The sequence below is a fragment of the Bradyrhizobium sp. AUGA SZCCT0283 genome, assembly GCF_018130385.1.
Classification (GTDB): domain Bacteria; phylum Pseudomonadota; class Alphaproteobacteria; order Rhizobiales; family Xanthobacteraceae; genus Bradyrhizobium.
The window spans coordinates 192118-216288 of sequence record NZ_JAFCLU010000002.1 but is presented as its reverse complement, the minus strand read 5'-3'; the positions used below and the strand labels follow the sequence as shown (position 1 = coordinate 216288).

The following is a 24171-nucleotide window of genomic DNA, read 5'->3' as shown; positions in this document are numbered from 1 at the left end:
CATGCGTGTCATCCACTTCCTCGTCATCGGCGTGCTGGTGTTCGCGGCGGCCTACGTCTACCGGATCAAGATGGAATCGACCTCGCGCGTCGAGCGCGTGCTGCGGCTGAACGCCGAGATCCGCGAGCAGCGCGACGCCATCGCGGCGCTGCGCGCGGAATGGGCCAAGCTCGATGCGCCGCTGCGGCTGCAAGGGCTCGCCGAACGCCATCTGGGGCTGAAGCCCTTGGTCGCTACGCAATATGACCAGTTGAAGAACTTGCCGGAACGGCCGCCGGCCTTTGCAAGGCCCGGGGCGCCCGATCCGATCGGCGCGATGATCAACACCATCGAGGCCGCGGCCGATGCGCCGCCCACCACCGGCTCCGTGCCCGCGCCGGGAGATCAGCAATGACCGGCCGGGCGCTTGCCAACATCAAGCGGCCCGCGGAGCCGTGGCGGCAGCGGCTGATCCGCAGCCTGCTCTACGGGCGCAACGTCGATCGTGCCGCCAAGGCCCGGGCCCGGGTAGGATTGGCCATCCTGCTATTTGCGGCGGTCTATGCGGTGCTGGCCGGACGTCTGGTGATGTTCGCGGTCGGCGCCGACAGCCACGGCGCGCGCCGCGCCGGCTCGCAGGACGCGATTGCGACCGCGCGGCCCGATATCGTCGACCGCAATGGCGAGGTGCTCGCCACCGACGTCAAGGCGCCGAGCCTGTTCGGCGAGCCGCGGCGCATCATCGACAAGGACGAGGCGATCGAACTCCTGACCGCGGCGTTGCCGGACCTCGATACAATAGAGGCGCGCACACGCCTGTCGTCGCGCAAGGGGTTTGTGTGGCTGAAGCGCGAGATTACGCCAAAGCAGCAGCACGACATCCACAAGCTCGGCATTCCCGGCATCGGCTTCCTGCGCGAGAACAAGCGCGTCTATCCGACCGGTGCGGCGGTCGCGCATCTGATCGGGCTCGTCAACATCGACAACCAGGGCATCGCCGGGATGGAGAAGTGGCTGGACAATAACGGTCTGGCCGATCTGCACCGCGCCGGCTTTGCCACCGATCGCCTGCAGCGGCCGGTGGAACTGTCGATCGACCTGCGCGTCGAGCATGCGCTGCGTGACGAGCTGTTGAAGGCGAAGGAAAAATACAAGGCCAAGGCGGCGTCCGGCCTCGTCTCCAACGTCAAGACCGGCGAGATCGTGGCCCTGGTGTCGCTGCCGGACTTCGATCCCAACAATCCGAAAGAGGCGCACGACCCCGAGCGCATCAACCGCCTGACCACCGGCGTGTTCGAAATGGGTTCGACCTTCAAGGCGCTGACGCTCGCGATGGCGCTGGATTCCGGCAAGGCCAACCTCAACACGCTCTATGACGGACGCGGGGCGCTGAAGTTCGGCAAGTTCACCATTCACGACACCCATCCGGTCGGCCGTCCGATCACGCTGTCGGAAGTGTTCACCTTCTCCTCGAACGTCGGCGCGGCCAAGATCGCGCTGGCGCAAGGCGTCGAGGCGCACAAGGCGTTCCTGAAGAAGCTCGGCCAGATGGACCGCTTGCGCACCGAACTGCCTGAAAGCGCCTCGCCGATCGTGCCGAAGCGCTGGAGCGAACTCAACACCATCACGATCTCCTTCGGACACGGCATCGCGGTCGCGCCGCTGCAGGCGGTGATGGGCATCAACGCGGTCGTCAACGGCGGTCTCCTGATCCCCCCGACCTTCCTCAAGCGGTCGGAAGAGGAAGCGAGGGCCATCGGCAAGAGAGTGCTCAAGCCCGAAACTTCCGAGAAGATGCGCTATCTGATGCGGCTGAATGCCGAGATCGGAACCGCCAAGAAGGCCGACGTGAAGGGCTACTATATCGGCGGCAAGACCGGCACCTCGGAAAAAGTGGTCAACGGCCGCTATTCCAAGAAACAGGTGCTCAACTCCTTCACCGCGATCATCCCGGCCGACAATCCGCAGTATCAGCTGCTGGTTATGCTGGATGAGCCGAAGGCGCTGCCGGAAACCCATGGCTTCATCACCTCGGGCTGGAACGCGGTGCCAACCGGCGGCAAGGTGATTGCCCGCATCGGGCCGCTTCTGGGCATCGAGCCGCGGTTCGATCTGCCGCCGTCCGACCGCCTTATTCTTGCGGCATCGAGGACAACCCAGTAAGGCGTAATATCACGCGCCCCTCACTGCGCCGGCCGGACTGGAACACGATGAAACTTCGCGACCTCTTCAGCGATGACGCTGCGATCGAGCCGCAGGCGGAAGCTGTCGATGTAAAAGGCCTCGCGGTCGACAGCCGTGCGGTGAAGCCGGGCGACCTGTTCTTTGCGCTCGCTGGCAGCAAGACCGACGGTTCTCGCTTTATCGATGCCGCTATCGGCGCGGGCGCGGTTGCGGTAGCCGGCGACCGCGCTTTGCCTGACCATCGCGTGCCGTTCGTCGTCACGCCAAATCCGCGCCGCGCGCTGGCGCTGGCGGCGGCGCGATTTTATCCGCGTCAGCCCGCGACCATCGGGGCGGTGACCGGCACCAGCGGCAAGACGTCCGTTGCCGCGTTCACGCGCCAGATCTGGGAACGGCTCGGCCACGCTTCCGCCAGCATCGGCACCATCGGCCTCGTTTCGCCGAAGCGCACGGTGTACGGCTCGCTGACGACGCCGGACCCGATCGCGCTGCACAGGCAGCTCGACGAAATCGCGGGCGACGGCGTCACGCATCTGGCCTTCGAGGCGTCCTCGCACGGGCTCGACCAGTTCAGGCTCGACGGCGTGCGCGTCGCCGCCGGCGGCTTCACTAATCTCACGCGCGATCACATGGATTACCATCCGGACGAGGCGCATTACCTCGCCGCCAAGCTGCGGCTGTTCCGCGATCTGGTCGCGCCGGATGGTGCGGCGGTGATCTCGGCCGATCATGATTGCTCGCCGCAAGTGATCGAGGCCGCGCGGGCGCGGGGCTTGCGGACCATCGCTGTCGGCCGCAACGGGGATGGGGCAGGCGAGGGCATTCGTCTCGTCGAAGGCACGGTGGAAGGTTTTGCGCAGCAGCTTGTGCTTGAGCATCAGGCGCGCAGATACACGATCAAGCTGCCGCTGGTCGGCGAATTCCAGATCGAGAACGCGCTGGTCGCCGCGGGGCTTGCGATCGGCACCGGCAGCGAGCCGGGCGCCGTGCTGGCCGTGCTCGAACATCTCGAAGGCGCCAAGGGGCGGCTGGAGCGCGTCGGCGAACACAATGGCGCGCCGATCTTCGTCGATTACGCGCACAAGCCGGACGCACTGGCAAAGGCGCTGCAGGCGCTGCGGCCCTACGCAAAACGCAAGCTAGTCGTCATCTTCGGCGCCGGCGGCGATCGCGATGCCGGCAAGCGCCCGATCATGGGCGCGATTGCCGCCGAGAATGCCGATCACGCGATCGTCACCGACGATAATCCGCGCAGCGAAAATCCGGCAACGATCCGCGCCGCCATTCTGGCGGCGGCGAAGGGCGCAACAGACATCGGCGATCGTGCCGAGGCGATCAGGGCAGGGATAGCGGCGCTGCAGCCCGGCGATGCGCTCTTGATCGCCGGCAAGGGCCATGAGACCGGCCAGATCGTCGGTGACAAGGTTTTGCCGTTCAGTGATCACGAGGCGGTGGCCGCCGCGCTCGCAGCGAGGGTAGCATGAGCGCTGCGCCATTGTGGACCATTGCCGAAGTCGCACAGGCGCTCGGGCTGTCAGGCGAATTTCCTGATACGCCGATTGATTTCGTCACGCAGGACAGCCGCCTGGTAAAACCCGGCTGCCTGTTCGTGGCGTTGGGCGGCACGCCGAGCGGCGGCTTCATCTCCAGCTTTGCCAGCGCGCGCGACGGCTGGGAATTTGCCGACAAGGCGCAAGCCGCCGGCGCGGTGGCGATGATCGTTCCGCATCGGATCGACGGCGTCGGCGTTCCGCAGTTGATCGTCAAGGACACGCTGATCGATGGGCTGTGGACTCTCGCACGGGCCGCGCGGGCGCGGTTCAAGGGCCCGGTGATCGGCCTGACCGGCAGCGCCGGCAAGACCAGCACCAAGGAATTCCTCGCAGCGTATCCTGCCGCCTATGCCAGCCCGAGCAGTTTTAACAATTTCTGGGGCGTGCCGCTGACGCTGTGCAATGCCAGCCCGACTGCAAGTGTCTGGGTTGTTGAAATGGGCATGAACCAGAGCGGCGAGATCGCGCGGCTCAGCGAACTGACCCAGCCTACGGTCGCGCTGGTCGTGAACGTGCAGCCGGTGCATCTGGAAAAGCTCGGCAGCCTGGAAGCGATCCGGCGCGAGAAGGTGAGTATCGCTCAGGGCCTGCCCGACGACGGCGTGCTGGTGTTGCCTGGGAACGTCGAGGCGCCGGAATGGAACGGCAGGGTCGTTCGCTTCGGCGAGGGATCCGAGGTGCGGGAGCTGAAGCACGCAGCCGAGGGCGAGAGCTGGCATGTCGCCGCTGACGTGAACGGCAAGCCAATCGAGTTCGGTCTGACGCCCGGTGCGCCGCATCGGCTGCAGAACGCGCTTGCCGCGCTGGCTTCCACCCATGCCGCCGGGCTCGACCCCGCGGCGCTGGCCAAGGAGCTCGGCCATGTCGGCATTATGACCGGCCGCGGCGTGGAGCAGGCGGCCCATGGCGTCACCGTGGTCGACGACAGTTTCAACGGCAATCCGGCCAGCATGGTGGCCGCGCTTGGCAGCCTGAAGGCGCGGCCGGTGAAGGCCGGCCGGCGCATCGCCATTCTCGGCGACATGCTGGAATTGGGCGCCGATGCACCCGCCTATCACGAGCAGCTCGCGAAAGACCTGCCGGGCATCGACGGCATCTACTGCGTCGGCCCGCTGATGCGCCATTTATACGATCTCGTGCCGGCGGAGCGGGCGCTCGGCTGGCATGAAGACCCGGCTACGCTCGATCCCCAACAAATCGCCGCATTGCTGCGGGACGGGGATGTGGTGGTCGTCAAGGGCAGCAAAAAGATGTTCTGGGTGAACAAGTTTGTGCCCAGGCTGCTGGCCGCCTTGCAGGCAAAGGCGTAAACTGGCCGCACTTGACGGCTGTTGTTTCCGCGCGGCGCGATTCGTCAATACCCCATGCATGACCAAGATTTGCTTGGTTTGAGGATGAAAACGATTATCAAGGCGTTCCCGGAACGAAGGCGTTCCCGGAGCGCTTCCCGCCAAGGACGGCGCAACCAAGCCGCGTGATAGGGCCTACCTGAATGTTTTACTGGCTGATCGAGCTTTCCAACACCGTTCCGGGCTTTGGCATCTTCCGCGGCTTGTTCAACGTGTTTCGCTACATCACCTTCCGCACCGGCGGGGCGATGGTGACGGGCGCGCTGTTTGTATTCCTGTTCGGGCCCTGGATCATCGATCATCTGCGGCTCAGGCAGGGCAAGGGTCAGCCGATCCGCACCGATGGCCCGCAATCGCATTTGATCTCCAAGAAGGGCACGCCGACGATGGGCGGGCTGATGATCCTCTCGGGCCTCGTGGTCTCGACGTTGCTGTGGGCCAATCCGCTCAACCCTTACGTCTGGATCGTGCTGGCGGTGACGCTCGGCTTCGGCTTCGTCGGTTTCTACGACGACTATCTGAAGGTGACAAAACAGAGCCACAGCGGCTTCGCCGGCAAGCTGCGGCTCATGATCGAAGCGGTGATCGCGCTCGCGGCCTGCTACGCGTTGGTGCGGCTCGGCCGCGACGCAACCTCGACCTCGCTTGCAGTACCCTTCCTGAAGGACGTGGTGATCAATTTCGGCTGGTTCTTCGTGATCTTCGGCGCGTTCGTGATCGTCGGCGCCGGCAATGCGGTCAATTTGACCGACGGCCTCGACGGGCTTGCGATCGTGCCGGTCATGATCGCCGCCGCCAGCTTCGGCATGATCTCGTACCTGACCGGCAACGCGGTGTTCTCGGACTACCTGCAGATCAGATACGTCGCCGGCACTGGCGAGCTCGCGGTGCTGTGCGGCGCGGTGCTTGGCGCCGGACTCGGTTTTCTCTGGTTCAACGCGCCGCCCGCTTCGATCTTCATGGGCGACACCGGCTCGCTCGCGCTCGGCGGCATGCTTGGTGCGACGGCGGTGGCGGTCAAGCACGAGATCGTGCTGGCCGTGATCGGCGGATTGTTTGTGCTGGAAGCCGTCTCCGTGATCGTACAGGTGGCCTCGTTCAAGCTGACGGGAAAACGCGTATTCCGGATGGCGCCGCTGCATCATCATTTCGAGCAGAAGGGCTGGACCGAGCCGCAGATTGTGATCCGGTTCTGGATCATCTCGGTGATGCTGGCACTGGCCGGCCTCTCCACGCTGAAGCTGCGGTGAGCCGCGCGCGATGATCCCTGTCACATCCTTTGCGGGCAAGACGGTCGCCGTCTTCGGCCTCGGCGGCTCCGGCCTTGCAAGCTGCCACGCCTTGAAGGCCGGCGGCGCTGAAGTGATTGCGGGCGACGACTCTGCCGACAATGTCGCCAAGGCGGCGCAGGCCGGTTTCACCACTGCCGATCTGCGCTCGGTGTCGTGGACGAATTTCTCGGCGCTGATCCTCACCCCCGGCGCGCCGCTGACGCATCCGGCGCCGCATTGGTCGGCGCTGATCGCACGCCAGGCTGGCTGTGAGGTGATCGGCGACATCGAACTGTTCTGCCGCGAGCGCCGCCGCCATGCGCCGGACGCGCCGTTCGTCGCGATCACCGGCACCAACGGCAAGTCGACCACCACGGCTCTGATCGCGCATCTGATGAAAGTAGCAGGCTACGACACCCAGATGGGCGGCAATATCGGCACCGCGATCCTCTCGTTGGAGCCGCCGCGGATGGGACGCGTGCATGTGGTCGAGATGTCGTCCTACCAGATCGACCTTGCGCCCTCGCTCGATCCGTCGGTCGGTATCCTGCTCAATGTCAGCGAAGACCATATCGACCGTCACGGCACGCTGGAGCATTACGCGGCCGTGAAGGCGCGGCTGGTGGCCGGCGTGCAGCCGCAAGGCACCGCAATCGTCGGCGTCGATGACGGCTGGTGCCGCAACATCGCCGACCGCCTCGACCAGGCCGGAAAACGCGTGGTGCGAATCTCCGTGAAGAACCCGCTGCCCGACGGCGTCTATGTCGAGCGCGAAACCGTCGTGCAGGCCTCCGGCGGTGCGCGCACCGAGATCGCAAGATTGGGTGGCATCGGCTCGCTGCGCGGCCTGCACAATGCGCAGAACGCGGCCTGCGCCGCGGCCTGCGCGCTTGCGATGGGCATCTCGACCGATACGTTGCAAGACGGCCTGCGCAGCTTTCCGGGCCTCGCGCACCGCATGGAGCAGGTCGGCCGCCGCGGCAACGTGCTGTTCGTCAACGATTCCAAGGGCACCAATGCCGACGCGGCCGCGCACGCGCTGTCGTCGTTTGCCGACATCTTCTGGATCGCCGGCGGCAAGCCGAAGCAGGGCGGCATCACGGGTCTCGCCGAATATTTCACGCGCATCCGCAAAGCCTATCTGATCGGCGAAGCCGCACAGGAATTTGCAGGCACGCTGGGAGAGCGCGTGCCGCACGAGATTTCCGAAACGCTCGATGTCGCGGTGGCGAACGCCGCGCGGGACGCGGAAGCCTCGGGGCTCGCCGATCCCGTGGTGCTGCTGTCGCCCGCCTGCGCCTCGTTCGACCAGTACCGCAACTTCGAAATCCGCGGCGCAAAGTTCCGCGATCTGGTGACGGCGCTGCCGGGCGTCAAGCCGGTGGTGTGACTGTAGGATGGGTAGAGCCAACGGGTCCGGCCTTCGGCCGGCCCGATGATAAACTCCGCGAAACCCATCATCTTTGTGAACGAAAATTGATGGGTATCGCTTCGCTCCACCCATCCTACGCGCTGGAATTGTCGCTCATTCGAGGGCGTCGCAAATGACAGTTCATGCTCTCGCACGTACCGTTGCAGTCCTTTCGGCGACCCTTGCGCTTCATGCCGTCACAGGTACGGCTTCGCCGGCGTCCGACGGAGTGTCTCTCACCGAGTCGACGATTTCGTGGAGCACCGTCAAATACGCGACCTCTGCGGAGAACGGATTCGTCAGCGGGTCGCTCGACAAGAAGACCATCGTCGATCGCACGTTCAAGACCCGCGTGCTCGAGAATCGTTATCTGAAGGTAACGCTCGTGCCAGAGTTTGGCGGACGCATTCTGTCCATCATTTACAAGCCGACCGGCCACGAACAACTTTATCGCACCGAGGTGGGCGTACCCTACGGAATGAATGCCGGCAATTTCTATTACGACTGGCTGATGGTGTATGGCGGCATCTTCCCGACCTTCCCGGACGCCGAGCACGGCAGGACGTGGCTGAAGCCGTGGGATTTCAAGGTGGTGAAGGAGAGTGCCAGCGAAGTGACGGTGTCGATGTCGCTTAGGGATGATTTCGCGTATTCTGCGGCACCGAGGCAGTTCCTCAAGGGTTCGACGGGTATCGAAGCGACTTACTATGTCACGCTGAAAGCCGACCGCGCCGCGCTCGATGCGCGCGTGGTGCTGAAAAATCCGCAAGTCCGGACGGTCGATTACGAGTACTGGACGTGCACGACGCTGGCGCCGGGATCGGACCCAAAGAACCCCAAGACAACCGGCGGCGCCGAAATCATCGCGCCGATAAAGGCCTACAGCACGCCCGCCTGGTCGGCCTATCTGTCCGGGGGCGACGAGAGCGCAGGGCTAGGCAGGAGCCGTTTCGAAAAACTGCGCCACTTCAGGAACTGGCCGACGATGGGCATCGCCTACGCGGCGCCCGATATGCAGGGCGGGAATTTCTGGGGCGTGATCAACCACGACAACGAGGAGGGGATCATCCGCATCGCCGACAATACGGTCACGCCGGGCCTGAAGATGTGGACGTGGGGATTTCCGTCGTTCACGAACGAAACCGACGCACGCAAGGACCCGAACGAAGCGCGGCCTTACGTCGAATTGTGGGCCGGCGTGTCGGACCAGTTTTTCCACCGTGCTCAGCTTCCCGCGCGGGGCGAGGTGTCGATTCCCGAGACCCACAGCCCGACCGTCGGCATGAGCAACGTGACGGATGCGAACGCGGATATCCTGATCAATTTCTCGGCCGAGGCATCGGGCGTGAATCTTCAGTTCTTCAGTATCGAACCGGCCGCGCCGTTGCGCGTAACGTTGACGCGCGGCGATGCGATATTGTTCAACGACGCCGTGAAAGCCGACCCAAAAAACGGAAATCGCATTTCCGCGGCGATTCCTGCAGGCCACAGTGGCGAACAGGTGCGGCTGACGATCACGACCGCGGAAGGTAAAGAGCTGATCGCGGCCGAAACAAGAATAAAGTAGTTTGACTGTAGGTAGAGCCGACGGTCCGGCCTTCGGCCGGCCCGATGATGGCGAAACCCATCATCTTTCGCCAAACGCAATTGATGGGTATCGCTTCGCTCAACCCATCCTACGCAGGCGTCGCCTGATCCCTCAAAAGTTACCGACCTCATTAACCCCCCATAAACCATCCTGCCCCACCAATGGGCGTTACCTCTGCCATTTTGGGGACGCCCATGCTCGCCCGTGATCAACGCACGCCGTTTTCGGACTGGTGGTGGACCGTGGATAAGCTGCTGCTCGGCGCGATCATGGCGCTGATGCTGGGCGGCGTCATCCTGTCGCTGGCGGCGAGCCCGCCGGTGGCGACGCGGATCGGGCTCGATCCCTTCCATTTCTTTGGCCGGCACGTGCTGTTCCTGTTGCCGTCCTTGATGGTGCTGATCGGGGTGTCGTTCCTGTCGCCGAAGCAGATCCGCCGCCTCGCGCTGCTGGTCTTTGTGGTGAGCATTCTCTTGATCGTGGCGACGCTGGCGTTCGGGCCCGAGGTGAAGGGATCGCGGCGCTGGATCACGCTGCTCGGCGTCAACATCCAGGCCTCCGAATCCGCAAAGCCCGCTTTCGTTGTCATGGCGGCGTGGCTGTTTGCGGAATCGACCAAGCGGCCGGAAATGCCGGCGACGTCGATGGCGATCGTGCTGTTGTTGACGCTGGTGTCGCTCCTGGTGATGGAACCGGATTTCGGCCAGACCATGCTGATCCTGATGGTGTGGGGCGCGCTGTTCTTCATCGCAGGGATGCGGATGATCTGGGTGGCGGGCCTTGCCGGCGCCGCGGCGGCCGGATTGTTCGGCGCGTATCTGCTGGTGCCGCACGTCGCGGGCCGCATCAAGCGCTTCATGAATCCGGCCTCGGGCGACACGTTCCAGGTCGACATGGCGATGGAAGCGTTCTGGAACGGCGGCTGGTTCGGCCTCGGGCCCGGCGAAGGCATCGCCAAGCGCAGCCTGCCGGACAGCCATACCGACTTCGTGTTCGCGGTGGCCGCCGAAGAATTCGGCATCATCCTGTGCCTGGCGCTGGTTTCGCTGTTCGCCTTCGTCGTGATCCGGACGCTGACGCGCGCCTATTCGAGCGAGGACATGTTCGCGCGCTTTGCGGCGTCGGGGCTTGCGATCCTGTTCGGCGTGCAGGCCGCCATCAACATGGCGGTCAATCTGCAACTGATTCCCGCCAAGGGCATGACGCTGCCCTTCATCTCCTATGGCGGCTCGTCGATCATCTCGCTGGCCTATGGCGTCGGCATGATGCTGGCGCTGACACGGCAGCGCCCGCGCACCGAGGTGGAATCGATGAACGCGGCCGGCGTGTCGCGCGGTTACGCGTAATAGCGGGCAAATTTAACTTCCGTCATTGCCTGCGACAAACGCGAAGCGTTTGCGCAAGGGAGCGACAGCGACGAAGCAATCCATCTATCCGTAATCCGGGGCTGTGGATTGCTTCGCTTCGCTCGCAATGACGGTTCATTGCCTATAAAAGACCTCCCATGGAAAACGCACCTCTCATTCTACTCGCCGCGGGCGGCACCGGCGGTCATCTGTTTCCCGCCGAGGCGCTGGGCGTCGAACTCATCAAACGCGGGCTGCGTGTGCGGCTTGCAACCGACGCCCGCGCACTGCGCTATAGCGGCTTGTTCACCAGGGACAATATCGACGTGGTGCCGAGCGAGACCGTGCGCGGCCGCTCGCTGCTGGCGCTGGTGCGCACCGCTTACACGCTCGGTTACGGCACGCTGGTGGCTGCCAGGCTAGTGCGGCGGCTAAAACCTGCCGCCGTGGTCGGCTTCGGCGGTTATCCGACGCTGCCGCCGCTGATCGCGGCACGGCTGCTCGGCGTGCCCGGCATCATCCACGACGCCAATGCCGTGCTCGGCCGCGCCAACCGATTTCTCTCCCGCCGCGTCAACGCAATTGCCACCTCGCTGCCGGGCGTGCTCGACCGCGATCCTGACCTCGCGGGCAAGACGGTGACCGTCGGCACGCCGATGCGCCCCGCGGTCCTCACGGCCGCCGCCGTGCCGTTTGCGTCCCCCGAACCGAACGGGCCGCTGCGGCTATTGGTGGTCGGCGGCAGCCAGGGCGCGCGGGTGATGAGCGATATCGTGCCGGGCGCAATCGAAAAGCTGGAGCCGATGCTGTGGAGCCGCCTGATTCTGACTCAGCAGGTGCGCAAGGAAGACATGGGGCGGGTGCGCTCGATCTATGAGCGGCGCAGGATCAATGCCGAACTTGCGCCGTTCTTCAGCGACCTGCCGGCGCGGCTGGCGTCCAGCCATCTCGTGATCTCCCGCTCCGGCGCCGGCACGGTGGCGGAACTCGCCGCGATCGGCCGGCCGTCGATTCTGGTGCCGCTGCCCGGCGCGATCGACCAGGACCAGTTCGCCAATGCCGGCGTGTTGGCGAAGGTGGACGGGGCTTTACGGATTCCGCAGGCCGAATTCACGTCCGACCGGCTGGCGGCGGAAATCTCCGCTCTTGCCGCCGAACCGGCGCGGCTGACTGCGATGGCCGCCTCCGCCCGCAAGGTGGGCCGGCTCGACGCCGCCGAACGGCTGGCCGATCTGGTAATGAAAGTGGCCGGAATCTAGGCCGTTGCGCGCAAAATTGCCCTTGTCATGCCCCGCGAAAGCGGGGCATCCAGTACTCCGCGGCGCCTGATTTGAGCCTCGGCTTCGCGGAATACTGGATCGCCCGCCTTCGCGGGCGATGACGGCCAAGGACTTATCCATGAGACTGCCGCGCGAGATCGGACCCATTCACTTCGTCGGGATCGGCGGTATCGGCATGAGCGGCATCGCCGAGGTGCTGGTCAATCTCGGCTACACCGTGCAGGGCTCGGACGCCTCCGAGAGCGGTAATGTCGCGCGGCTGCGGGAGAAGGGCGTCAAGGTCTCGGTCGGCCACAAGGCCGAGAATGTCGACGGCGCCGACGTCGTCGTGGTCTCGACCGCGATCAAGCGTGACAATCCCGAATTGATGGCCGCCCGCGCCCAGCGCATTCCGGTGGTGCGTCGCGCCGAAATGCTCGCCGAGCTGATGCGGCTGAAAAGCTGCGTCGCGATTGCCGGCACCCATGGCAAGACCACGACCACCTCGATGGTGGCAGCGCTGCTCGATGGCGGCAATCTCGATCCGACCGTGATCAATGGTGGCATCATCAATGCCTATGGCACTAATGCGCGGCTGGGAGCCGGCGACTGGATGGTGGTCGAAGCCGACGAGAGCGACGGCACGTTCCTGAAATTGCCGACGGATGTCGCCATCGTCACCAATGTCGACCCCGAGCACCTCGACCATTTCAAGACGTTCGAGGCGGTGCAGGACGCCTTCCGCCATTTCGTCGAGAACGTGCCGTTCTACGGCTTTGCCGTGATGTGCATCGATCATCCCGTCGTTCAATCGATCGTCGGCAGGATCGAGGACCGCCGCATCATCACCTATGGCGAGAACCCGCAGGCCGACGCGCGGCTGGTCGATCTGACGCCGACCGGCGGCGGCTCCAAATTCAAGGTCGTGTTCCGAAACCGCAAGACCGACGCCACCCACGAGATCTCAGACATCATGCTGCCGATGCCGGGGCGGCATAACGCGTCAAATGCGACGGCGGCGATCGCGGTGGCGCACGAGCTCGGCATTTCCGACGAGGCGATCCGCAAGGCGATCGCGGATTTCGGCGGCGTCAAGCGGCGCTTCACCCGGACCGGCGAATGGAATGGCGTCACCGTGATCGACGATTACGGCCATCACCCGGTCGAGATATCAGCCGTCCTTAAAGCGGCGCGTGAATCGACCAACGGCAAGATCATCGCCGTGGTGCAGCCGCACCGCTTCACCCGCCTGCAATCGCTGTTCGAGGAATTCTGCACCTGCTTCAACGATGCCGACGCGGTCATCGTCGCCGAGGTCTATCCGGCAGGCGAGGCGCCGATCGAAGGCATCGACCGCGACCATTTCGTGCTCGGCCTGCGCACGCATGGCCATCGCGAGGTGATCCCGCTGCAGAGTTCGGCGGAACTGGCCAAAGTCGTTCGCGGCATCGCCGCCCCCGGCGATCTCGTCGTCTGCCTGGGCGCCGGCAACATCACGCAATGGGCCTACGCATTGCCGGGCGAATTGAAGGCATTGGGTTAGCGGTGGCATTCCCCGACATCACGCCCGACCTCAGAGCCGCCATGCCGCAGCTGCGCGGGCGGCTGCTGGCGAACCAGTCGCTGGCGGAATTGACGTGGTTTCGCGTCGGCGGGCCGGCGCAGGTGCTGTTCACTCCGGCGGATGAAGACGATCTCGCGTACTTCTTAAAGCACCTTCCGAAGGAACTGCCGGTCTACGTCGTCGGCGTCGGCTCCAATCTGATCGTGCGCGACGGCGGGATGGCGGGCGTGGTGATCCGCCTGTCGCCGCGGGTGTTTGGCGAGACGTCTGCTTCCGGCGATATCGTCAGCGCGGGCACGGCCGCGCTCGACAAGCGCGTGGCGGAGACCGCGGCTGCCGCAAACATTGGCGGCATGGAATTCTTCTCCGGCATTCCCGGTACCATCGGCGGTGCGCTGCGGATGAATGCTGGCGCCAATGGCAGCGAGACCAAGGATGTGCTGGTCGAAGCAACCGGCATCGACCGCGACGGCACCAAGCATGTCTTTGGCAATGCCGACATGAAGTTCGTCTACCGCAACAGCGGCGTCGACCCGTCGATCATCTTCACGTCGGCGCGTTTTCGCGGCGCCGTCACGGACGCCGAGACCATTCGCGCGCGGATGAATGAGGTGCAGACCCACCGCGAAACGGCTCAGCCGATTCGCGAAAAGACCGGAGGATCGACCTTCAAGAATCCGCCCGGCAACAGCGCCTGGAAACTGATCGACGCCGCCGGCTGCCGGGGCTTGCGTGTCGGCGGGGCGCAGGTCTCGGAAATGCACTGCAATTTCCTCATCAATACCGGTAACGCCACCGGGCATGATATTGAAACGCTGGGCGAAACCGTGCGCGAGCGGGTTAAGGCGAATTCTGGAATCGAGCTACATTGGGAAATCAAGCGGATCGGAATCGAGCAAAGCTGATGCGGACGACCATTCTCTTCGGCGGTACCAATAAAGAGCGCCTGGTTTCGGTGGCCAGCGCGCAGGCGCTGCACCGGGCGTTGCCCGAAGCCGATCTCTGGTTCTGGGACGTGGCGGACACCGTTCATGACGTCAGTTCAAAGGCTCTGCTCGAGCATTTGCATCCGTTCGAGGATGAATTCAAACCCGGCAATCGCGGCCTGCCGCTCGAAGCTGCGCTAGACAAGGCGAAGGCAGAAGACCGCGTGCTGGTGCTCGGCCTGCATGGCGGCCGGGCCGAGAACGGCGAACTGCAGGCGATGTGCGAACTGCGCAGGATTCCCTTCACCGGCTCCGGCTCGGCGTCGTCGAACCTCGCCTTCGACAAGGCCGCGGCGAAACGGTTTGCGGCGATTGCAGGTGTCGCGGCCCCGGCCGGCGTCGCCCTGGAAAACCTTGACGCGGCGTTTGCCGAATACGGCAGGCTGATCGCAAAGCCGGCGCGAGACGGTTCGAGCTATGGCCTGATCTTTGTCAACGCGAAGCAGGACCTCGTCGCGGTCCGCAACGCCGCCAGGACCGAAGAATATCTGATCGAGCCGTTCGTCGCGGGCGTGGAAGCAACTTGTGGCGTGCTGGAGCAATCGGATGGCACGTTGATGTCGCTTCCGCCGGTCGAGATTGTCCCGGGGGAGGGCACCTTCGACTACGCGGCCAAATATCTGCTCAAATCGACTCAGGAGATCTGCCCGGGGCGCTTTTCTCCGGAAATCAGTGCGCAACTGAAGGATCAGGCGCTGCGAGCGCACAAAGCGTTGTCCTGCAGCGGCTATTCCCGGACCGACTTCATCGTCTCGGCGAAGGGGCCGATTTACCTCGAAACCAACACCCTGCCGGGCCTGACCGCGGCCTCGCTCTATCCGAAGGCGCTGAAGGCCCAGGGGATCGAATTTGCGGATTTTCTGCGCGACCAGATCACCTTGGCCGAACGGCGGGTCCGGGAACGGGTTTGACCGGCCGTAAAGGCCGTTAACGGGGGAACCGGAGGCCGACCACGAAAATTGTTGCTAAATCCTAACAATTGTTCGGCAAACCACTCAAAAGACGCACCAAAACGCACCGGCGGCCCCCCGGTTTTACACTTTGTTTACCAGTAAGTCCGAAGGTTAACGCTGGCGGCGCATGTGGCGCTTGGCTGCCGGGGCGTGCGCTGTTCCGACTTCAGATCAGCACCAAGTCCGGCAAAGGCCGAGGCGTCATATGGGCCGGAACCCGCAAACGCTTGCGGGAACAACACTTGGACAGGCTCGTGCAATGGATGGTGCAGGACGCCTCGCTCGGTCGCTGAGATCGCTGGGGCCCCAAGCTGACCTGAAAGCGGCCGCTATTGGAGCGGTCGTGCTGCTGCGCGAGCGGCTGGGCCTTCGTGCCCGCGTCCCGGCGAGGCCCGTGATCGATCGCGCGCCGCCGAATCGCCTGGTCCTTCTGGTCGAACGCTACCTTCCGAACCGCGCCGGCGTCGCCTTGACCGTGCTGATGCTGCTCGGCAGCACAGGCTTGGGCATCGTCAAAGGCGGCCATGTCGATGAATTCACCGTGGCGCTCAGTGACACCCGCAACGCACTGGCCAATTCAGCCGGGTTCCGCATCACCGAGGTTGCCATCAACGGCCGCAAGCAGTTGAGCCAGGACGAGGTGCTCGCGATCGGCGGCGTCAATGGCCGCTCTTCGCTGCTGTTTCTCGATGCCACCACCCTGCGTGACAAGCTCAAGGCGAATCCCTGGATTTCAGACGCGACCATCCTGAAGCTTTATCCTGGCCGGCTACAGATCGACATCGTCGAGCGCACGGCGTTTGCGCTGTGGCAGCAGGACGGTCGGCTCTCCGTGATATCGGAGGACGGCGCGGTGCTGGAGCCCTATGTGTCGCGCCGCTTCGTGACGCTGCCGCTGGTGGTGGGCAAGGGCGCCGACGTCAAGGCCCGCGACTTCCTCGCCCTGCTGGACCGCTATCCGCAGGTTCGCATCGTGACCAAGGCTGCGATCCTGGTCGGCGAACGGCGCTGGAATTTGCGGTTGAAGGACGGCCTCGACATTCGCCTGCCGGAGAACGACGTCGGCAATGCGCTTGCCGTGCTGAGCAAGCTCGACAAGGAGGAGCGGCTGTTCTCGCGCGACATCGTCGCGGTCGACATGCGCCTGCCGGACCGGCTCACCGTGCAATTGTCTGATGACGCGGCCAAGGCCCGCGAAGAGCTGTTCAAGGACAAGAAGACCAAGAAGAAGGCCGGTGACGCATGACCGGCCTCGATCGCAACCAGACCCCGAAGACACGCCCCGTCGACCACAAGCGCACCGCGCTGGTGGCCTCGCTTGATGTCGGCACCAGCAAGATCGCCTGCATGATCGCGCGGCTGAAGCCGTCGCCGCCGAGCGACGCGCTGCGCGGCCGCACCCATGCGGTGGAATTGATCGGCTACAGCCAGATCCAGTCGCGCGGCGTCAAGGCAGGCTCCGTGGTCGATCTCGCCGAATGCGAGCAGGCGGTGCGGCAGGCGGTGGCGCTCGCCGAGCGCATGGCCAAGGTGCGCGTTGAGTCAGTATTGCTGTCGGTTTCCGGCGGCCGGCTGCAGGGCCAGCTGGTCGAAGCCGCCGCCGATATTCGCGGCGGTGCCGTTACCGCCGATGACGTCACCCGGGTGACCTCCACCGGCATGCGCCACGCCACCGGCGAGGGCCGCACCGTGCTGCACGCGCTGCCGGTCGGCTACGCGCTGGATGGCGTCAAGGGCATCCGCGATCCCCGCGGCATGGTGGCCCGGCAGTTCGGCGTCGACATGAACGTGGTGACGGCGGATGCCACGGTTGCCCGCAACCTGATGCTGGTGGTCGAGCGCTGCCATCTCAACGTCGAAGCCATGGCGGCGAGTCCTTATGTCGCAGGCCTGTCCGTGTTGACCGACGACGAAGCCGATCTCGGCGCCGCCGTGGTCGAAATGGGCGCCGGTTCGACCACGATTGCGACCTATTCGGCCGGCCGCTTCGTTCATGCCAGCGGATTTGCGCTCGGCGGGCAGCACGTGACCATGGATCTTGCACGCGGCGTCGGCGCATGCATTGCGGATGCCGAGCGAATCAAGACTTTATACGGGACCGTGCTGACCGGCGGGTCCGACGCGCGCGAGTTGATGTCTGTTCCGACTGCAGGCGAGGAACACGATGCGCCGCAGATCGTCTCGCGCGCCACGATCGCGAACATCGTCCGGCATCGCGCCGAGGAGATTTTTGAAATGGTCCGGGACCGGCTCGCGGATTCCCCCTTTGCGGCAGAGCCGCGGGCGCGGGTTGTCTTGAGCGGCGGCGCGTCCCAGCTCACCGGCACCGTCGAACTTGCCACCCGCATTCTCAACCGGCCGGTCCGGATCGGCCGGCCGCTCGGTTTCGGCCGGCTGCCCAGCGAGGCCAAGAGCGCCTCGTTCGCGGTGCCGACCGGCCTGCTGGTTTATCCGCAATACGCTCATCTGGAACACGTCGAACCGCGGCATACGCGGCAGCTCAGGACAGGGACTGACGGCTATTTCGGAAAGGTCGGACGATGGCTTCGCGAGGGCTTCTGATGACCGGTCCAGTGACCAAACGATTTTCACCAAATGCCGCGGCCGCCGGCCGGGGCGAACCAACGCGCGCGTCGTAACGAGAGGCAACCATGGCACTCAATCTGACCCCCCCTGACATCAGCGAGCTGAAACCGCGGATTACCGTCTTCGGCGTCGGTGGAGCAGGCGGCAATGCCGTCAATAACATGATCACTGCCGGGTTGCAGGGCGTCGATTTCGTCGTCGCCAACACCGACGCGCAGGCGCTGACCATGTCGAAGGCGCAGCGCATCGTGCAAATGGGCACGCAGGTGACGCAGGGCCTCGGCGCGGGGTCCCAGCCTGATGTCGGTGCGGCGGCGGCGCAAGAGGTCATCGACGAGCTTCGCGACCATCTCTCGGGCGCCAACATGGTGTTCGTCACCGCCGGCATGGGCGGCGGCACCGGCACCGGTGCAGCCCCTGTCATCGCCAGGACCGCGCGCGAAATGGGCATCCTCACGGTCGGCGTGGTGACCAAGCCGTTCCACTTCGAGGGCATGCGCCGCATGCGCACCGCCGAGTCCGGCATCGCCGAACTGCACAAGGTGGTCGATACGCTGCTGATCATCCCGAACCAGAACCTGTTCCGGGTCGCCAACGAAAAGACCACCTTCGCCGACGCCTTCGCGATGGCCGACCAGGTGCTCTATTCGGGCGTCGCCTGCATCACCGACCTGATGGTCAAGGAAGGCCTGATCAACCTCGACTTCGCCGACGTCCGCGCCGTGATGCGCGAGATGGGCAAGGCGATGATGGGCACCGGCGAAGCCACCGGCGAGAAGCGGGCGCTGACCGCGGCGGAAGCTGCAATCGCCAACCCGCTGATCGATGATTCTTCGATGAAGGGTGCGCGCGGCCTGTTGATCTCGATCACCGGCGGCAAGGACCTCACGCTGTTCGAAGTCGACGAAGCCGCCACCCGGATTCGCGAGGAAGTCGATCAGGACGCCAACATCATCGTCGGCGCCACCTTCGACGAAACGCTCGACGGCATCATCCGCGTCTCCGTCGTCGCCACTGGTATCGAGCAGGCGCAGATCGCGCGCAATGCCGCCGCCCCGGCGGTCGCGACCACCGCCGCTGCCACTGCCACTGCCGCCGCCACGGCCTCGCCCGACAGCCGTCTGGCCGAACTGACCGCTCGCCTTCGCGCCGACAATGCGCGCCTGGCCGAACGCGCCCAGAAGCTCGAACCGGCGTCCGCGCCGCAGGTGGTTGCTTCGGCTCTCGCGCAGGTCCCTGCCGCCGCCGCGCCGGCTCAACGTTCGTCCAGCAATGTCGAGCGTGCGGCACTCGCCGCGATCGCCGCGGCGGTTGAGACGCCGCAACAGGCGCCGATCCAGCCGGCTTCCTATGGTGACGTCACGGTCCGCCCGATCGCGCAGAAGCCGACCCTGTTCCCGGATCATAATGAGGCCGCCCGGGTCGAGCCCGAGCAGCCTGCGACACCCGAAACCTTCATCCCGCAGGCGGCCGAACGTCCGCCGGCCCGCTCGCCGCGGATGCCGAAATTCGAGGATCTCCCGATGCCGGCGCAGGCCGAAATCCGGCAGGCCCGCGGTGAGCCCGAGGAGGAGCATCCGCAGAAGACCCGGCTGTCGCTCTTGCAGCGGCTCGCCAATGTCGGCCTCGGCCGCCGCGACGAAGAGACCGAGCCGCCGATCGCGGCCCGTGCCTCCGGTCCCGCGATGGCGCCGCTGCCGGATCGCAAGCCGCAGCGTACCGTCGCCCAGCAAATGGCGTCGAATCAGGATCCGGTATCGGAGTACGCAAAACGCCCGGCGCCGCAAGGTTTGGACGTCCATGGCCGCCCGGCACCTGTTGCCCCGGCGCCACAGGGCGACGACCATCTTGATATCCCGGCCTTCCTCCGGCGCCAGGCCAACTGAGGTTTTGTTACAATCCAAGTGATCCAAAGGGCCCCGGCTGGAACAGCCGGGGCCCTTCGCTTATGGGCGGTGCCGAGCCTCGGGTGGCCAGCCAACCGACTGATTTTAAATCATTAATTATTCATCCTGTGATCAGATATCACAGCTGAATCCGCGCCCGTCCGCGCTGGAATTTGGTTAACCCTTGGCGCGATTGCGGCAGAGATAGGGTAACAATCGGTAAAGAAGCGTGAGTTGGCGCGCTTTGGGGCAATGACTATGGTTTGCCGTGACTTGGGGATGCCTAGAACGCGAATCGGCGCTCACGCGCGGTTCCTGTCTTTAGGTTAAGTCGGGTAGTGGGCAGTTATCGATGAAATTCAGCCGGCAAACCACGCTTCGGTCGCAAGCCACCGTAACGGGCGTTGGCGTTCACTCCGGTTTACCTGTCAGCCTGACGCTTGGACCTGCACCTGTGGATGCGGGTTTTATTTTTGTCCGTACCGGCCTTGATGAGGCCGACCGCGAAGTTCCCGCAGTCGCGGAATCCGTAACCGCCACCGATCTGGCGACCGTTCTCGGCGACCGCGAAGGCCCGCTGGTTTCCACCGCCGAACATGTCCTCGCGGCCTTGCGCGGCATGGGCGTCGACAACGCGATCATCGAAGTCGACGGTCCCGAAGTTCCGATCATGGACGGCAGTGCCGCGGCCTTCGTCGCCGCCATCGATCAGGCCGGCATCGTCACCCAGTCGGCCTCCCGCCGCTTTATTCAGGTGCTGAGGCCGGTGCAGATCGCGATCGGCGATAGCTTCGGCGAGTTGCGCCCGCATGCGGCCGGGTTCCGCGTCGAGGTCGAGATCGACTTCGCCAATCCCGTGATCGGCCGCCAGCATTATTCCATCGATGTCAGCCCGGAAAGTTTCCGCCGCGAGGTTTCCCGCGCCCGGACTTTTGGCTTCATGAACGATGTCGCGCGGCTCTGGAGCGCCGGCTTTGCGCGAGGCGCCTCTTTTGAGAATACAGTGGTGCTCGATGACGCCCGTCTGCTCAACACCGAAGGGCTGCGCTTCAGCGATGAATGCGCCCGCCACAAGGCACTGGACGCGATTGGCGATCTGACTCTGGCCGGTTTGCCGCTGCTCGGCGCCTACCGTTCGATGCGCGGCGGCCACAAGCTGAACCACGCCGTGCTGACGGCCCTGTTGGCCGACCGCAGCGCCTGGCGGGTGGTCGAGGCCGAACCGGCACGCCGTCCCCGCGGCCATGCCGAGGCCGGCGCGGGCATGGTGGGCGGCTTGATCGCCCCGGCCTATGGTCCGGACGTTTCCTGACTTTCGCTTTGCGAAATGCCCTGACTTCGGCTGCGAACGGCCGGCCTTTTCGTGCTGTACAAGCGCGTTTTCCGTAATAACCACAATTGGTAACGATGCCGTTCAACCGCCTTAATCCGGGCGAATTGGCTGCGTATTCGGTTGGTTGAGGACCATTTTTCGGCTACAGAGGCCTGCGGTTGCACGACAAGGCACCACGGGGCCTCGAAGAATTGGGCACCAAACGCATGGGGCTCAGGAATTGTTGGGCACGGGGAATATGACGTCCATGACCGCGGTTCATGGACAGGCGGGCTCAGTCATCAACCGCATCAAAGGCGTCAGGTCACAGATTCCATGTCGGCACAGCGTATGACGCTCGAACCATGCAAATCACTTAGGTCTTCCAGCCTCGCTCGCGCCGGACGGTCGCTGCGGCTGGCGGCGGGCCTGATTGCGCTCGCCATTCCCTTGAGCGGATGCGGCACCGGCGCGCTGTGGGACAAGTTCCTCGCCAAGGACGACACCTTCAACGAGGAACCGGCCGACAAGCTCTACAATGAGGGCTTGTACCTGATGAACCAGCGCAAGGATAACAGGGCGGCCTCGAAGAAATTCGAGGAAGTCGACCGCCAGCATCCCTATTCGGACTGGGCGCGCAAGTCGCTGCTGATGTCAGCCTATTCCTTCTACAATTCCGGCGACTACGACAGCTGCATTGGCGCCGCCACCCGTTACGTCACGCTGCATCCCGGCAGTCCTGATGCGGCCTACGCGCAATATCTGATCGCGGCTTCGCATTACGACCAGATTCCGGACATCTCCCGCGACCAGGGCCGCACCGAAAAGGCGATCGCGGCGCTGGAAGAGGTGATTCGCAAATACCCGACTTCCGAATATTCGACCTCCGCCAAGGCCAAGCTCGAAGGTGCGCGCGACCAGCTCGCCGGCAAGGAAATGGACGTCGGCCGCTATTACATGGAAAAGCGCGACTACACCGCCGCCATCAACCGCTTCAAGACCGTGGTCACCCGCTACCAGACCACGCGGCATGTCGAGGAGGCGCTGGCGCGGCTGACCGAGGCCTATATGGCGATCGGCATCGTCGGCGAGGCGCAGACGGCGGCGGCCGTACTTGGGCACAATTTTCCTGACAGCCGCTGGTACAAGGACGCCTATAATCTTGTAAAGTCGGGCGGTCTCGAGCCGAGCGAGAACAAGGGTTCATATATTTCCAGGGCCTTCAAGAAATTGGGTCTCGGCTAGGAATTTACTTCGCATGCTGGCGCGTCTGTCGATCCGTGACATCGTCCTGATCGAACGGCTCGATATCGAATTCTCCCGTGGCCTCGCGGTGCTGACCGGCGAGACCGGCGCGGGCAAATCCATACTGCTCGATGCCTTCGCGCTGGCGCTCGGCGGCCGCGGCGATGCGGGCCTGGTTCGCCATGGCGCGGAGCAGGGCCAGGTGACGGCCACTTTCGACATCCCCAAGGGCCATCCGGCCACAAAGATCCTTTCCGAGAACGGCCTCGACGATACCGGCGAAATGATTCTTCGCCGCGTGCAGCTTGCCGACGGCCGCACCCGCGCCTTCATCAACGACCAGTCGATCAGCGTGCAGACCCTGAAAGCGGTCGGCGCTGTTCTGGTCGAGATCCATGGCCAGCATGACGAGCGCGCGCTGGTCGATGCCTCGACGCACCGGCAGTTGCTCGACGCCTTTGCCGGGCTGGAGAAAGAGGTCGCGGCGCTGGAGACGCTGTGGGAGGCGCGGCGCACCGCCAACACGGCGCTCGACGCGCATCGCGCCAGCATGGAACGCGCCGCGCGCGAGGCGGACTATCTGCGCCACGCCGCCGACGAACTCAAAGCGCTGAAGCCGAAAGACGGCGAGGAGACGGCGCTTGCCGAACGCCGCACCACCATGATGCAGGGCGAGAAGATCGCAAGCGACCTGCGTGAGGCGCAGGAAGCGGTCGGCGGCCCCCATTCGCCGGTGCCGGCGCTGGCCGCCGCCGTACGCCGCCTCGAACGCCGCGCCGCCAATTCGCCGGCGCTGGTCGAGCCGGCGGTGAAGGCGATCGATATCGCGATCAACGCGCTGGAAGAGGCCGACCAGCATCTCAGCGCAGCGCTGGTCGCGGCCGATTTCGACCCCGCCGAGCTGGAGCGCATCGAGGAGCGGCTGTTTGCGCTGCGCGCCGCCTCGCGCAAATATTCGACACCGGTCGACGGGCTGGCGGCGCTCGCCGCCAAATTCGTCTCCGACGTGGCGCTGATCGATGCCGGCGCGGATCAGTTGAAGAAGCTGGAAGCGGCAGCTGATGAAGCCGACAAACGCTACGGCGCGGCTGCCGAGAAGCTTTCCGCGGCTCGGACCAAATCCGCCGAGAAGCTCAACAAGGCCGTCAACGCCGAACTCGCGCCGCTAAAACTCGAGCGCGCAAAATTCATGACGCAGGTCGAAACCGACGCGAAGTCGCCGGGGCCGCAGGGCATCGACCGCGTCGAGTTCTGGGTGCAGACCAATCCAGGCACCAAGGCTGGCCCGCTGATGAAGGTTGCCTCCGGCGGCGAACTGTCGCGCTTCCTGCTGGCGCTCAAGGTGGTGCTGTCGGACCGCGGTTCGGCGCCCACGCTGGTGTTCGACGAAATCGATACCGGCGTCGGCGGCGCGGTGGCGGATGCGATCGGCGCACGGCTATCGCGGCTGGCCACCCAGGTCCAGGTCATGGCGGTGACGCATGCGCCGCAGGTCGCCGCAAGGGCGAACCAGCATCTGCTGATTTCCAAGGACGCGCTGGACAAGGGCAAGCGCGTCGCCACCCGCGTCAACGCGCTCGCCGCCGACCACCGCCGCGAGGAAATCGCCCGCATGCTGGCGGGTGCGGAGATCACCGCGGAGGCGCGGGCGGCGGCGGAACGGCTGCTGCGTGCGGCGACGGCGTAGCCTTTCACCGTC

The 24171-nt window shown here is 64.7% G+C and carries 18 protein-coding genes; all 18 read left to right on the top strand.

The genetic code is table 11. The features are described from left to right. The first annotated feature begins 1 nt into the window (after position 1). The 18 genes from JQ624_RS04450 to recN all read left to right on the top strand — a co-directional run bounded on the left by JQ624_RS04450 (position 2) and on the right by recN (position 24159). Positions 2–394 carry a hypothetical protein gene (locus JQ624_RS04450; RefSeq protein WP_212417631.1) on the top strand — a complete coding sequence of 131 codons (393 nt, stop codon included), beginning with the start codon at positions 2–4 and terminating at the stop codon, positions 392–394. Next, entirely contained in the window at positions 391–2142 is a 1752-nt protein-coding gene (locus JQ624_RS04445) for a penicillin-binding protein 2 (RefSeq protein WP_212417630.1), read from the top strand. The genes JQ624_RS04450 and JQ624_RS04445 overlap by 4 nt, the downstream gene beginning before the upstream one ends. 47 nt (positions 2143–2189) lie before the next feature. Continuing rightward, a complete protein-coding gene (locus JQ624_RS04440; RefSeq protein WP_212417629.1) occupies positions 2190–3647 on the top strand; it encodes a UDP-N-acetylmuramoyl-L-alanyl-D-glutamate--2,6-diaminopimelate ligase in 1458 nt (485 codons plus the stop codon). Next, positions 3644–5026, top strand: coding sequence for a UDP-N-acetylmuramoyl-tripeptide--D-alanyl-D-alanine ligase (gene murF / locus JQ624_RS04435; RefSeq protein ID WP_212417628.1), 1383 nt, complete (start codon positions 3644–3646; stop codon positions 5024–5026). Before JQ624_RS04440 ends, murF begins: the two co-directional genes overlap by 4 nt. A 182-nt stretch (positions 5027–5208) precedes the next feature. Then, positions 5209–6315, top strand: coding sequence for a phospho-N-acetylmuramoyl-pentapeptide-transferase (mraY, locus tag JQ624_RS04430; protein ID WP_212417627.1), 1107 nt, complete (start codon positions 5209–5211; stop codon positions 6313–6315). Between the two features lie 10 nt (positions 6316–6325). Next, on the top strand, positions 6326–7726 hold the full coding sequence (gene murD / locus JQ624_RS04425; RefSeq protein WP_212417626.1) for a UDP-N-acetylmuramoyl-L-alanine--D-glutamate ligase: 1401 nt from the start codon (positions 6326–6328) through the stop codon (positions 7724–7726). 154 nt (positions 7727–7880) lie between these two features. Further along, positions 7881–9314, top strand: coding sequence for a DUF5107 domain-containing protein (locus tag JQ624_RS04420; RefSeq protein WP_212417625.1), 1434 nt, complete (start codon positions 7881–7883; stop codon positions 9312–9314). 215 nt (positions 9315–9529) lie between these two features. After that, positions 9530–10681: a putative lipid II flippase FtsW gene (gene ftsW / locus JQ624_RS04415; protein WP_212417624.1), complete on the top strand. Its 1152-nt coding sequence runs from the start codon at positions 9530–9532 to the stop codon at positions 10679–10681. A gap of 158 nt (positions 10682–10839) precedes the next feature. Continuing rightward, positions 10840–11940, top strand: coding sequence for an undecaprenyldiphospho-muramoylpentapeptide beta-N-acetylglucosaminyltransferase (murG, locus tag JQ624_RS04410; protein ID WP_212417623.1), 1101 nt, complete (start codon positions 10840–10842; stop codon positions 11938–11940). Positions 11941–12079: 139 nt separating this feature from the next. Continuing rightward, positions 12080–13483, top strand: a complete 1404-nt coding sequence (murC, locus tag JQ624_RS04405) for a UDP-N-acetylmuramate--L-alanine ligase (RefSeq protein WP_212417622.1) — start codon at positions 12080–12082, stop codon at positions 13481–13483. A 2-nt stretch (positions 13484–13485) separates the two neighbouring features. After that, a complete protein-coding gene (murB, locus tag JQ624_RS04400) occupies positions 13486–14409 on the top strand; it encodes a UDP-N-acetylmuramate dehydrogenase (protein WP_212417621.1) in 924 nt (307 codons plus the stop codon). Then, on the top strand, positions 14409–15401 hold the full coding sequence (locus JQ624_RS04395; protein WP_212417620.1) for a D-alanine--D-alanine ligase: 993 nt from the start codon (positions 14409–14411) through the stop codon (positions 15399–15401). The genes murB and JQ624_RS04395 overlap by 1 nt, the downstream gene beginning before the upstream one ends. A gap of 301 nt (positions 15402–15702) precedes the next feature. Beyond that, on the top strand, positions 15703–16689 hold the full coding sequence (locus JQ624_RS04390; RefSeq protein WP_212417619.1) for a cell division protein FtsQ/DivIB: 987 nt from the start codon (positions 15703–15705) through the stop codon (positions 16687–16689). Continuing rightward, the gene (gene ftsA, locus JQ624_RS04385; protein ID WP_212417618.1) at positions 16686–18005 is read left to right on the top strand and encodes a cell division protein FtsA; all 1320 of its coding nucleotides are present in this window, start codon (positions 16686–16688) and stop codon (positions 18003–18005) included. Before JQ624_RS04390 ends, ftsA begins: the two co-directional genes overlap by 4 nt. 89 nt (positions 18006–18094) lie before the next feature. Further along, positions 18095–19915, top strand: a complete 1821-nt coding sequence (ftsZ, locus tag JQ624_RS04380; protein ID WP_212417617.1) for a cell division protein FtsZ — start codon at positions 18095–18097, stop codon at positions 19913–19915. A gap of 352 nt (positions 19916–20267) precedes the next feature. Continuing rightward, the gene (gene lpxC, locus JQ624_RS04375; RefSeq protein ID WP_212417616.1) at positions 20268–21227 is read left to right on the top strand and encodes a UDP-3-O-acyl-N-acetylglucosamine deacetylase; all 960 of its coding nucleotides are present in this window, start codon (positions 20268–20270) and stop codon (positions 21225–21227) included. A 336-nt stretch (positions 21228–21563) separates the two neighbouring features. Then, positions 21564–22472 carry an outer membrane protein assembly factor BamD gene (locus JQ624_RS04370; RefSeq protein WP_212417615.1) on the top strand — a complete coding sequence of 303 codons (909 nt, stop codon included), beginning with the start codon at positions 21564–21566 and terminating at the stop codon, positions 22470–22472. A 13-nt stretch (positions 22473–22485) separates the two neighbouring features. Further along, on the top strand, positions 22486–24159 hold the full coding sequence (recN, locus tag JQ624_RS04365) for a DNA repair protein RecN (protein ID WP_212417614.1): 1674 nt from the start codon (positions 22486–22488) through the stop codon (positions 24157–24159). Positions 24160–24171 lie beyond the last annotated feature (12 nt).